Here is a 12,453-nt window from a genome sequence, read left to right as displayed (position 1 = left end):
ACGCTTTTAAGTATAATTATTCGTTATAGTATAGAGAAATAATTATATCAAATGGAATATAGCACAATTGTCAAGCTGTGCGAACTGATAATCATCAAACCATGATGAAGATTACTATCCTAGAATGTTGATTTATAGTAGCATTAAAAGCATTAAAAAATATCTGGACCCTTTATGATAATCGTTTCCGTCTTTGTTTTGATCGGTGTATTGCTACTACTTATTATCGGCATTAGCATCATTCAACAGCAAAAAGCTCGTGTTGAAGCTGAAAGACGCACAGAGCTTGCTCGACAAAGAGCGATCATTGATGAGACCGAAGGCGTGCTTTCAAACACAGGGCTTATCCCTTGCTCTAGTAACATAGTATTAATACTGTATAAAAGAATTGAAGAAGCGCTCGTTATCGCCGCTTCCTTATCTCCAGCGCAACAAAATGACTATGAACGTCGCTTATTTGATTTACGCGCGCAAATAGAAACATTGAACAATGCGCCAAAGTCAGCGCCTGCCATTGAGATGTTCAGACTACCAGACAATGATAGACAAGTGCTCACCTTAGTCCAAACACTCAAAAAGATGAAAGCGATACTAAGGGCTGAGCACAATAAAGCCAGAGTCGAGCCCAGCACCTTTGCCCAGGAAGAGCTACGAATCGATAGCCTACAACTACGAATTAATGTGGACTCTATGCTTGCTAGAGGCAGAGCAGCTTGCTTTATGAAACAATATGGCTCTGCAAAGCAAATGGTAACTAAAGCGTTATCAACCTTGCACACCATAAAAGCTCAAACACCAAACGACCCTTTCATTGCCAAGAAAGTAGATGAAGCTAAGACCATGCTCGATGAAATCATGGGCGCACAGAAAATGGCTCAACCTCAAGTACCAGCAGCAAAAGAGGATGAAGACGATATTGACGTGCTATTTCAGCCTAAGCGCAAGTGGTAAACGGATTGGCTTCCCCCCTTAAGTAGTTACGGGATTAGACCACATTACCGATATAACGAAGCCCTGACATGATCAGGGCTTTTCATTGAGCTTATACCAATCGTCGTAAATAGCTGGCATCCTAATACCAATTGCATTAAGTATTTGAACAGTTCAGAGCCCCTCAGTCTTTTCAATTCAAAGCGCATTGGTAAAGAAATGGTTGTTCCCTTTTAAGCCAATGCAAAGCAGAAGTGGAAAGACTGAGGAACTCACGTAGTGCGGCTGAGCTTAAAAAAATTGGCAAACGCTGTATGATTCGCTATGGGATTTGGATATACGACTAAATGGTCTATTTTGTTCCATACAAAATAAGACATTCCGGCCCTCCCTGGCGGTCAGATTTAGGAGGTACGAGACCAAGGATGGTCGAAGGTAGAATAATGCAGGAGCAATTATCGAGAGCGAAGCAGGATGCCAGAGCCGAGAATAACTATTAGCTCAAATCCCACTACTTGCCTACAGCGTTTTGAATTCCCGCTGAATGGTCAAACTTTTAATGCAATTGGTATAATACCCACTGTAAAGTTATGTTTTTTTTACCAAAATTTGTAGCTCTACGGACAAGCTAGGCCGCGGTTTTCCAGCGAGAGTAAATACAGTCCAGCTTAAATTACCAAGCCACTCATAGACTGTCACCCAAATTGCAGGCATTAAAAAGCCCTGAGATGATCAGGGCTTTTTACGCTTATAAACCTAACAGATTACTCCGCTTTAGGTTTTGCTTTCGCCTTTGGCTTAGCCTTTGGTTTAGCTTTAGCTTTCGGTTTTGCCTTCGCTTTCGCTTCAGCCACCCACTTACCGTCAATGAACTTAGCAGTCCAACCTGTCGCTTTACCGTCAACATCTGTCGCAACATACTGCTCTTTAGTCTTACGGCTAAAGCGCACAGACGCTAAGTTACCATCATCATCTGCAACAGGTGCATCAGCAAGGTAGGCATACTTTGGCCATAACAACTCTCTATACTTTACTAACTCTTCAACCAATGGCCCACGTGTTTCACGTGATTTAGGGAAAGTGCTAGCTGCAAGGAAGATCCCTGCTGCGCCATCTCTTAGCACAAAGTAAGCATCAGACTTGGTACACTTAAGATCTGGTAGGTGTATTGGATCTTCTTTTGGCGGTGCCGCTTCACCGCTTTTAAGCAGTTTACGGGTATTCTTACATTCAGAATTTGTACAACCAAAATACTTTCCAAAACGGCCATTTTTAAGTTCCATATCGTTTTGACAACGATCGCACTCAATAATCGGCCCTTCATAACCTTTGATCTTAAACTGACCCGCTTCGACTTCAAAGCCTTCACAGGTCGGGTTATTACCACAGATGTGTAGCTTACGGGTTTCATCAATAAGATAGCTATCCATTGCTGTGCCACATATGCCACAACGATGTTTCGCTCTTAACGCTTCAGTTTCTGCATCTTCACCACTTTCACTTACCGCTTCTTCGCCTGGCGTTAAGTTCAACGTTGTCTTACAACGCTCTTTAGGCGGCAGCGCATACCCTGAACAACCTAAGAATACCCCTGTACTTCCGGTGCGGATCCCCATAGGGCGTCCACAAGTAGGGCATTTAATGTCAGTGATAACCATCTCATTCGGGCGCATTCCACCCTCTTCAGGTGGTAACTCAGCGTTCTCTAACTGCTTAGTGAAGTCTTTGTAGAAACCATTGAGTACTTTTTTCCAGTCAAGCTTACCTTGAGCAACATCATCCAATGTTTGCTCCATGCTTGCGGTAAAGTCATAGCTCATTAAATCCTGGAAACTACCGACTAATCTGTCGCTTACAATTTCGCCCATTTTCTCAGCATAGAATCGGCGGTTATCAACTTTAACGTAACCTCTATCCTGAATGGTTGAAATAATGGTTGCGTATGTAGACGGACGACCAATACCACGTTTTTCAAGCTCTTTTACTAAAGAAGCTTCGCTATAACGTGCAGGTGGCTTCGTGAAGTGCTGCTTAGGCATAAGTTCTTGCAGCGTTACCGTGTCACCTTTAGCTACGACAGGTAGCGTATTGTCTTCTTCGTTCTTTTTCTTAATTGCGGTTTGTACTCGCGTCCAACCATCGAAGCGCAATGTTCTACCACTGGCTTTTAACTCATAATCGCCTGCAGCAACGGTCAAACGTGTCGCGTCATATTTAGCAGGTGTCATCTGACAGGATACAAACTGGCGCCAAATAAGTTCATACAAACGCTGAGCATCACGCTCCATATCACTTAAAGAAGCGGCGGTGACTTTTACATTTGAAGGACGAATTGCTTCGTGTGCTTCTTGCGCGCCCTCTTTGCTCCCATAACGAATAGGTGCTTCTGGCAGGTACTTATCACCATATTCTTTGCCAATCATTTCACGCACATTATCGAGCGCTTCTTGGCTTAAGTTGGTTGAATCGGTACGCATATAGGTAATGTGACCCGCTTCATATAAGCGCTGTGCCATCATCATGGTTTTCTTTACACCGAAGCCTAAACGCGTACTCGCTGCTTGTTGCAACGTAGAAGTAATATACGGTGCTGACGGCTTGCTTGATGTCGCTCGGTCTTCACGGCCAGCAACAACAAAACTAGATTGCGACAACGCGCTGACTGCAGCGTCAGCCTCTGTCTGGTTTACTGGGTTAAATGCTTTGCCCTGAAATTTGGCAACTTGCATTTTAAGTCGTTCATCACAGAGGGTATTGAGCTCAGCGTGAACGTCCCAAAACTCTTCAGGTACGAACGCCTTGATCTCACCTTCACGCTCCACCACCAAACGCACGGCAACAGATTGCACACGTCCAGCTGATAAGCCACGGGCGACTTTCTTCCATAACAGTGGTGATGCCATAAAGCCAACGACACGATCTAAGAATCGACGCGCTTGCTGCGCATTGACCATATTTGTGTCGAGCACGGATGGCTGACTAAATGCATCCTGAATGGCTGATTTAGTAATTTCGTTAAACACTACGCGTTGATAGCGGGATTCATCTCCACCAATAACCTGTTGAAGATGCCAAGCGATCGCCTCCCCCTCTCTATCCAAATCGGTTGCGAGATAGATGTGGTCAGCTGACTCAGCAAGTGTTTGTAACTCTTTTACAACTTTCTCTTTGCCAGGCAGCGTTTGGTATTTCGCTTTCCAGCCTTTTTCGGGGTCAACTCCCATGCGGGCAACTAAAGCTTGCTTCGCTTTTAGACTCTTATACTCAGCCTTCTCCTCTGGAGACATCTTCTTGACTTCAGCAGGTGTTTTGCTCACCACCTTTGCGTCAGGACTCGACGATGTAGGCAGATCACGGATGTGACCTACACTCGACTTAACGATGAAATCTTTGCCTAGATATTTGTTAATAGTCTTGGCTTTGGCCGGTGATTCGACGATTACTAGCGATTTACCCATATATTTATTTGCGCCAACAAGTTTCAAAAATCTGAAAATTGGCTCCATATATAGAGGGTTGTGTAAAGACTTTCAAGCTAATCCCTCTTTTATTTGTACTGGAGTACCATTTTTTAACCGTTTTTGAAATAAATGTGAAAAAAATTAGTGCTTATTTAAAAACTAATATTTCATTATTAGTCATCAAGCAAGTATTAGTTGTGCATTTTGATGCAAATACACTGTTTTTAGAAAAAAAACCCGCCTTGTTTAGCCTTTGAGCTTAAGTATACTGAGCTCAATAATTACAACTCAGGAATGGAAATAGCACCTGAGCTACCCTAAAGGATAAAGAATGAAGCATTTTGAAGCCAATTTCGACGGACTAGTAGGCCCGACACATAATTACGCGGGTTTATCATTCGGAAACGTTGCCTCTTTAAACAACGCTGCCGCGACATCTAGCCCTAAAGATGCTGCCAAACAAGGGATCAAAAAAGCCAAAGCTCTTGCAGACTTAGGTTTAGTACAAGGTATGTTTGCTCCTCAAGAGCGTCCAGACCTTCATACGCTGCGTAGAATCGGTTTTACCGGCTCTGATGCTGAAGTCTTAAATAAAGCCGCTAAAGAAGCTCCTGCGTTGTTACGTGCATGCTGCAGTGCTTCAAGTATGTGGACAGCTAATGCCGCAACAGTATCACCTAGTGCCGATACTCACGATGGTAAATTGCATTTTACCCCTGCAAACTTAGTCGATAAACTGCATCGCAGTATTGAGCCTGTCACTACTGGAAATATTCTGCAAGCTACGTTTAACGATAGCCGCTATTTCAAACACCACCAACATTTACCAGAACATACTAGTTTTGGTGATGAAGGTGCAGCCAACCATACCCGCCTTTGCAGTGAGTATGGCCATGCAGGCATTGAGCTATTTGTTTATGGCCAAGAAGCGACGAATCCATCAGCTCCTAAACCACAAAAATTCCCTGCTCGCCAAACTCTTGAAGCCTCACAGGCCATCGCTCGTCTGCACCAGCTAGATGATGATAACACTGTGTACATGCAGCAAAATCCAGATGTCATCGATCAAGGTGTATTCCATAACGATGTGATTGCTGTCGGTAACCAAAATGTACTGTTCTACCATGAGCAAGCATTTTTAAATACCCAAGCAAAACTTGAAGAGATAAAACGTAAGTTTGGTGAATCACCACTGCATTTCGTTGAAGTGCCAACCGCAAAAGTAGCGATTCAGGATGCGGTAAAGAGCTACCTGTTCAATACTCAAGTGGTAACATTGCCTTCAGGTGAAATGGCGATTATCGCGCCAACCAACTGTCAAGAAAACCCTGCAGTTCATGCTTATTTAAATGAACTAGTGACTTTAGGCTCACCTATCAAACAAGTGCATTACTTTGATGTGAAGCAAAGTATGCAAAATGGCGGTGGCCCAGCATGTTTACGTTTACGTGTTGCAATGAATCAAGATGAAGTGGCTGCAGTTAACCAAAATACCATGATGAACGATGCGCTATTTGCGCGCCTCAATCAGTGGGTTGATAAGCATTATCGTGACCGTTTAAGTGTCGCGGATCTTGCAGACCCTCAATTGGTAATAGAATCACGTACCGCCCTTGATGAACTCACTCAGATCATGAAGTTGGGTAGTGTGTATCAGTTCCAAAGATAACAGATTACCAAATTTAAGAGACTAAAAAGCCCCCTAATTTAGGGGGCTTTTTTATTTATATGCAACACAAAAACTATTTAATATCAATTGGCAGTGACAATACTGGGGTTGAAGTTCCACCAATTATAGTACCATTCGCAGTTGTAACACCGGGAGTTTCAACTGTCACCAAAAAAGTACCAGAGTTAGGTTCCTCTTCACCTTTAATTGAGACACTAAACTGACGTCCGCCATTATAGTTTGTGCTTGGCCATATATATTCTGAACGACTCGAAACTGAACCAGCACTTGCAGTAAAGGTTACTTTAGTGCCAGCGGGCATCTGTTGGTTATGTAGATCAGAAATAGTGAACAATACTGAAGCAGAAGATTTGCCTATAATATCAATACGTTGATCATAACTTCCATTTGGGTCATCACTGTCAGAGATCAACACATCAGCAGGATTTGTAGCGAGAGCGCCACTTCCTGACATCACAATGACTAAGCTGCCACGGACATAAAGCGACTTTGAATCAGCAATACCATCTGCGCAACCGTCATGTGCAGTTGAAGCACAAAGAACACCGTTATATTTTCCATCTTTTTCATCAAACACTTGATTTGAATTAAAGTCGACGAGTTCTTCTACTTCACCACCAATTTGTCCACCGTCTTGTTGTGGATTGAACAGACCATCTTCATTGTAATCATTATATGCATCATCAAGATCGTAAGCCTGACCACTAACATCAGTTTGCGTTAAAAATGCAGATACTTCATCAGCATCAAAACGGCCATTGCCATTTAAATCAGGAAATGACTCTTCACCAATAGCTGTAGCGGTAATTGTCGCTCGGCCACCATACTTTTGGCCGTAGAAGTTTCCATAAACTCCTAATGCAGCATCATAAGACAGCTCAGCGCGTGGGTTATTAACTTGAATACCCGCACCGTCTATCAATTTGTGCCCTTCTGGTCGAGCTTGTTGGCTCGTCCAAACCACGCTACAAGCACCTTTTATAGTCTGACAAGCATCCTCTATTGAACCACCTTCTGTTGTAAAAGAGACGGCAGTACCATCTGGTACTGGGTTATTAAATGCATCCGCTAGACGAGCAGTTACAGTGACTTCAGCACCATCAATATTCCACCCCTCAGCGTTGAGCTGAGATGCCGATAATGAAAAACTATCTTGATCCGGAATACCAGTTGAAACTATCAGCTGTTTTGATTGACTTGAAACTAGAGGGCTTGAGCCGTCTACGGTGCCAGTCACTCGAACTGAAGTCGCAACAGTACCTGTTCTAACAACTGTTTGAGCAATACCAAGACTGTTAGTCGTTGCTGTTAACGGGTCTAACGAGATCCCACCAACATCTGTGTTTAATGCAAATGAGACCGATTGATTGCTTACCGCGTTACTATTAGTATCGAGTACTTTAAACTGAACGACAGAAGATTCATCCCCACCCGTTCCTAGAATGCTAACGTTTTGCGGTGTCGCGGATACGAATACGATACTGCCAACATCTGCAGACAATACTTTTATAGTTCCGGTTGCAGTGAGGTTTAATCCGCCAGCATTGGCACTCACATTAATGGTGTCATCACCTTTACAACCTTTAGCTAAATATGTGGTTGTCGCTACACCATTAACAGAAGGTACTGGTGAGCTAATCTCTGCTTCGGCAACTGTTTTAGTTGAGCAAGTAGAAGAGAAATTCACATCCACCGGTTGAGTAAATAAGTTGCCTTCATCATCTTGTATAATGACGGATACACTTGCTGTGCCGCCAGCAGTTAGCTCTGCAACACTAACCTCTGCAACTCCGACTTTGAAGGGAGTACCACTTCCCATCACTACATTTGTAGCTCCGACAACAACTACGGCTTTGCCCTCTTCACCACTTGTTAAAGAAGCGACAACTTCACCCGCTCCTAAAGAGCTACCGGCGTAGATATCAATTGTTGCTTTGCCTTCGCTATCAGTAACAGCAGTATTTATTGGAATATCACCGATTGAAGTTTTAAAAGTAACAATTGATGCCTTATTTATGCCCGCAACAGTAGCTGTTAACTTGCCAGGCGATGTTGTTGTAATAGCAGAAATTGGATTACCAGCACCATCAGTCAAAGCTAGAGATATACTTGCCCCTCCACCAGACTCTCCCCCATCACCAGCCATACTAAAGCCAATTTTAGCTGGGTCACCTGTCATGCCATCAACAGTGGCAGAAGCAGTACCAGCACCTTTAACATCCGCAGTAGCCAATTCAATAGTCGCAACACCATCAGAATTGGTTAATGCTGTGCCGATTGATGGATCAAATCCCCCTAAAGATTTATCACTTAACGCAAAAGTGACTAAGGTGTTTGCTAAAGGACCATTTAAACTACTTGAAACCGTTGCCGTAATTGTTGCTGGGGTGGCAGCTGTAATTTCGGTATTGGAGATAGTCAACGCGACTGAAATAACATCTGTTGGCTCTGGAATTGGTTTATCTGGATCGGTGGATATGCTTCCACCACCTCCACAACCAACGAGAAAAAGCGACCATATTAACGCAATAAAAACACTATAAGCTGACTTCATTGTCAGACTCCCTGTTACTCTGATTATAATATCTGGTAATTATCTGATTACCTAGATGACAACACTACACAATTTCCTGACAACTTATCTACCACGAAAGGTAGTAAATTTCTAAATTTCATCAAAAACTTTAACTTTAATACCATTTCAACTGGGGCTCTTTCTTGCTAGGCTTTAATGCGCAAATTGAAAAGCATAAAAATTATACAGGAAGCACTATGTCTGCTACGAAATCAAAAAAGCTTGGGTTAACGAGTAAAATTTTACTCGGCATGTTCTCAGGTATTGTTCTAGGGTTACTTCTTCGTAATCTTTTCCCTGAAAGTGAATTCATTAAAGATTACATCACCGAAGGCTTCTTAAATGTCATCGGTACTATCTTCATTTCAAGTTTGAAAATGTTAGTTGTTCCCTTGGTATTTGTATCGCTAGTTTGTGGTACATGTTCGCTAAGCGAGCCGTCTAAGTTAGGTCGACTCGGTGGTAAGACCATCGCGTTCTATCTTTTTACCACCGCGATTGCACTTTCAATGGCGATCCTCATCGCGATTGCAGTTCATCCAGGTCATGCGACCTTGGTAACTGAGAGCATGCATTTTGACGCAAAACAGGCGCCAAGCTTGGCCGATGTGATCATTAATATCGTGCCCACTAACCCGCTGCAGGCGATGAGTGAAGGCAACATGCTTCAAATCATCATATTTGCGGTTATTTTTGGTTTTGCTATCTCTCATATCGGTGAGCGTGGAAAACGCGTTGCAGCGCTGTTTACAGACCTTAACGAAGTTATCATGCGCGTAGTTACGCTAATCATGCAACTTGCTCCTTACGGTGTATTTGCGTTAATGGCAAAACTGGCATTAACACTCGGAATGGAAACTTTCGGTAGTGTGGTGCAATACTTCTTTGTGGTACTAGGTGTACTGCTCATCCATGCGTTCATTGTTTATCCAACGTTGTTGAAAGTATTTTCAGGCCTAAGTCCTTTTACCTTCATCCGCAAAATTCGTGACGTGCAGCTATTTGCATTCAGCACAGCAAGTTCAAACGCAACCTTACCGGTAACGATTGAAACTGCTGAGCACCGTATGGGTGTCGATAATAAGATTGCTTCATTCACTCTGCCACTGGGCGCGACCATCAACATGGATGGCACCGCGATTATGCAAGGTGTAGCAACGGTATTTATTGCACAAGTATTTGGTATTGAATTGACCATTACTGATTATGCGATGGTCGTAGTAACTGCAACTCTTGCATCAATCGGTACGGCGGGTGTGCCTGGTGTAGGTCTTATCATGCTGGCAATGGTACTTAACCAAGTGGGTCTTCCGGTAGAAGGTATCGCATTGATTATCGGTGTCGATAGACTACTCGATATGGTGCGTACTGCAGTTAACGTAACAGGTGATACAGTTGCAACCGTGGTCATTGCTAAATCTGAAAATGAGTTTGATGAAAAGGTTTTCAACGACACTCAAGCTGGTAAAGTTGCACCTGGATTTAACGCTCAAGTTCATGCTGAAGCGCAAAACAATCAGCAGTAATCACATCGAGATACGATGTAGCTACTGAACTAAAAAGGCGCCAATCGGCGCCTTTTTTTATCATCTACAACCCTTAACTAGCAGCTAGTTTTTTTAATATTCGAGCTGGTGTACCGCCCACTAACGTGTCGGCCGGGACATCATGATTGACCACCGACCCTGCAGCCACTACCGACCGCTCACCGATAGTCACTCCTTGATTAATCACAACGTTACCACCAATCCAAACATCATCTTTAATAGTGATCGGCTTGCAAAAGGTTTCCCAACGTCGGCGACTTAAATAATCAATGGAATGTGAGGCGGTATAAAGCTGGCTATTAGGCCCAATCATTACATTATTGCCAATAGTTATCATCGCGCCATCTAACATAGTAACGCCCATATTAATAAAACTGTCGCGGCCGATATGGATCTGCTGACCAAATTCACAATTGAACGGTGCGCTGACCAGTGAACCCGCTGCTATGCTGCCTAAGAGCTGCGTCACTCGCTGCTGAGATTCGGTAAAGCTAGCGCTATTATTAATTTGCTTAGTTAATATAAACGCCTTGTCTCTCACCGCTGAAATTTCAGCGTCGCCACCATCAAATACTGCACCAGTTAACATCCTTTCATATTCAGTCATCTTTGCGACCTCAGTTGTTATAAAAAAGGCACCGCCAAACAAGTATTGGGGTGCCTTAGTGATAAAGTAATCAATCTAAACTTGGGAGTTATCTTTCCCAGTATGACTCTTCTAGGCTATCTTCACGCTCTGGTAAGCCGCGTGATAATCTTGGGCTATGTTGCGCTAACACTTCATAAGCGACACGGTTAGCGTACTTACAGATCTGCGAAAATGACGAGTAGCATAGACCGTCACGATTATGTTTACTTGAGCCCGGCACGTTGATCTTATGGAATCGATTAGACGCTAGATCATGCAGTAATGCAGCTAACGCACCATCTCCTGCACCATTAGTGTTACGGATTTTTTCTGGGCCGCCCATATAAGGTGAAATATGCGCGTACACTTTAAGCGGCGATTCACAATCAGCTTTTAATTTAGGACGAGAGAACTCATAACGGTTAAACTCTGGAATTGCGCCCGGTAACAAGGTATGACTTGTTTCACGCTTTTCAGAGTCTTCGGTATAACCTGCAGTATAAAGCCCTAAAGGCCCAGCAGTAGTTAACACCATGTCACACCACTCTAATGCTGCTTCACTGGCTTGTAGAGGGTCTTTAAAGCCTGTTAATGCTTCACCTTCATCTTCATTCATCGCCAGTATTGTGACATGCTCTTTAATGAAGTTTTGCCACCATTGTGGATCTTCTTCAATTAAGAAACGCGTGCCTAAAGTAAGTACTACTGGTACTTCTGCTTCTTTTGCGTACTCAATGGCTTTCATGGCGGCATCGGTGATCTTGTCTTCACCACTAGCGCGCATTAGGTATGCTGTTAAGATCAGTGCTGAACCACCTTGAACAATATCTTTATCAATATACTCGGGAGTCAGCTTATCCATTGAACCTTTGCTAATAGCAAAAGTACGCTCACCACATTCTGAAATCAGAGTGAAGCAACGGCCGATAGGCCCAGCAACAGGCTGTAGTTGGTTCAAGTCAACTTTTGATGAAGTGTTACAAAGGTAGCGATAGGCGTAGCTACCAATTTCAATATTTCGGCTCATAACGCCAAATAACACAGAGCGGTCATCGGCTAGAATCGAATAATTGTGTACTGTGTTGCCAATGGTTCCACCCGCAAATTCGTCACTAACAAGCTCGCGATCTTTTAATTCGTTATACAAAGCGTGTGCCTTGTCATCATCTATCAAAGTCGAATTACCTTTGGGTAACTCATAGCGACTCAGTAACTCATCTTCCACTTTGGCTTCAATGTCTACTAATGTTTGGTCGATGCCAGACACATAGGTAGAGATTGGTTGAGGTTGTTGGATCAACTGCGCTAATAGCGGATCACGGTTTTTAACTGGAAAATAATGTTTAGACTTACGCTGACCTGGAAACTTCATATTGAGCTCTCTTTCATTCGGCATCCATGCAAAAGATAATTATACGGGTAAGTAATCACAAGTTATTACGCTTAGCTTTAACAAATAACTCATGGTTTTAAAATTCTAGCAGCCTAAAATGCTAACGTGTCTCACAGATTAACCATGACCAAACACGCTAAGTGCTAAATCATAAGCAGAGACAAAAAAGGCGGGGAATTCTACCATACCCAGCCTCTTTCGCCAGTTGAAATCACTGACTAGCCATTAA

The 12,453-nt window shown here is 43.2% G+C and carries 7 protein-coding genes; 3 read left to right on the top strand and 4 right to left on the bottom strand.

Features of this window, described 5'->3' with window-relative positions:
• The first annotated feature begins 174 nt into the window (after positions 1 to 174).
• Positions 175 to 951, top strand: a complete 777-nt coding sequence (locus SWP_RS07755; protein WP_020911893.1) for a hypothetical protein — start codon at positions 175 to 177, stop codon at positions 949 to 951.
• Positions 952 to 1,694: 743 nt separating this feature from the next.
• Here SWP_RS07755 and topA read toward each other — a convergent pair.
• Positions 1,695 to 4,388, bottom strand: coding sequence for a type I DNA topoisomerase (gene topA / locus SWP_RS07750; protein ID WP_044556338.1), 2,694 nt, complete (start codon positions 4,386 to 4,388; stop codon positions 1,695 to 1,697).
• Between the two features lie 334 nt (positions 4,389 to 4,722).
• Between topA and astB the strand changes: the two genes are divergently transcribed.
• The gene (astB, locus tag SWP_RS07745) at positions 4,723 to 6,060 is read left to right on the top strand and encodes an N-succinylarginine dihydrolase (protein WP_020911889.1); all 1,338 of its coding nucleotides are present in this window, start codon (positions 4,723 to 4,725) and stop codon (positions 6,058 to 6,060) included.
• A gap of 73 nt (positions 6,061 to 6,133) precedes the next feature.
• On the opposite strand, the gene SWP_RS07740 is transcribed toward astB, so the two are convergent.
• Positions 6,134 to 8,635 carry an Ig-like domain-containing protein gene (locus tag SWP_RS07740; RefSeq protein WP_020911888.1) on the bottom strand — a complete coding sequence of 834 codons (2,502 nt, stop codon included), beginning with the start codon at positions 8,633 to 8,635 and terminating at the stop codon, positions 6,134 to 6,136.
• A 218-nt stretch (positions 8,636 to 8,853) separates the two neighbouring features.
• On the opposite strand from SWP_RS07740, the gene SWP_RS07735 reads away from it, so the two are divergent.
• Entirely contained in the window at positions 8,854 to 10,182 is a 1,329-nt protein-coding gene (locus SWP_RS07735; RefSeq protein ID WP_020911887.1) for a dicarboxylate/amino acid:cation symporter, read from the top strand.
• Positions 10,183 to 10,255: 73 nt separating this feature from the next.
• Here SWP_RS07735 and SWP_RS07730 read toward each other — a convergent pair whose 3' ends face one another.
• Both SWP_RS07730 and SWP_RS07725 read right to left on the bottom strand, forming a co-directional pair.
• Positions 10,256 to 10,810 carry a sugar O-acetyltransferase gene (locus SWP_RS07730; RefSeq protein ID WP_044556337.1) on the bottom strand — a complete coding sequence of 185 codons (555 nt, stop codon included), beginning with the start codon at positions 10,808 to 10,810 and terminating at the stop codon, positions 10,256 to 10,258.
• A gap of 88 nt (positions 10,811 to 10,898) precedes the next feature.
• A complete protein-coding gene (locus SWP_RS07725) occupies positions 10,899 to 12,203 on the bottom strand; it encodes an inosine/guanosine kinase (RefSeq protein WP_020911885.1) in 1,305 nt (434 codons plus the stop codon).
• Between the last annotated feature and the right edge of the window lie 250 nt (positions 12,204 to 12,453).

Origin of the sequence: Shewanella piezotolerans WP3, assembly GCF_000014885.1 — a bacterium.
GTDB classification, from domain to species: domain Bacteria; phylum Pseudomonadota; class Gammaproteobacteria; order Enterobacterales; family Shewanellaceae; genus Shewanella; species Shewanella piezotolerans.
This window is presented reverse-complemented; position numbering and strand designations above follow the sequence as displayed.

Bases quoted from the DNA above. Each gene is read 5' to 3' on its own strand.
- SWP_RS07725 (WP_020911885.1), bottom strand. From the start codon at position 12,203: ATGAAGTTTCCAGGTCAGCGTAAGTCTAAACATTATTTTCCAGTTAAA.
- SWP_RS07735 (WP_020911887.1), top strand. From the start codon at position 8,854: ATGTCTGCTACGAAATCAAAAAAGCTTGGGTTAACGAGTAAAATTTTA.
- SWP_RS07755 (WP_020911893.1), top strand. From the start codon at position 175: ATGATAATCGTTTCCGTCTTTGTTTTGATCGGTGTATTGCTACTACTT.
- topA (WP_044556338.1), bottom strand. From the start codon at position 4,388: ATGGGTAAATCGCTAGTAATCGTCGAATCACCGGCCAAAGCCAAGACT.
- astB (WP_020911889.1), top strand. From the start codon at position 4,723: ATGAAGCATTTTGAAGCCAATTTCGACGGACTAGTAGGCCCGACACAT.
- SWP_RS07740 (WP_020911888.1), bottom strand. From the start codon at position 8,635: ATGAAGTCAGCTTATAGTGTTTTTATTGCGTTAATATGGTCGCTTTTT.
- SWP_RS07730 (WP_044556337.1), bottom strand. From the start codon at position 10,810: ATGACTGAATATGAAAGGATGTTAACTGGTGCAGTATTTGATGGTGGC.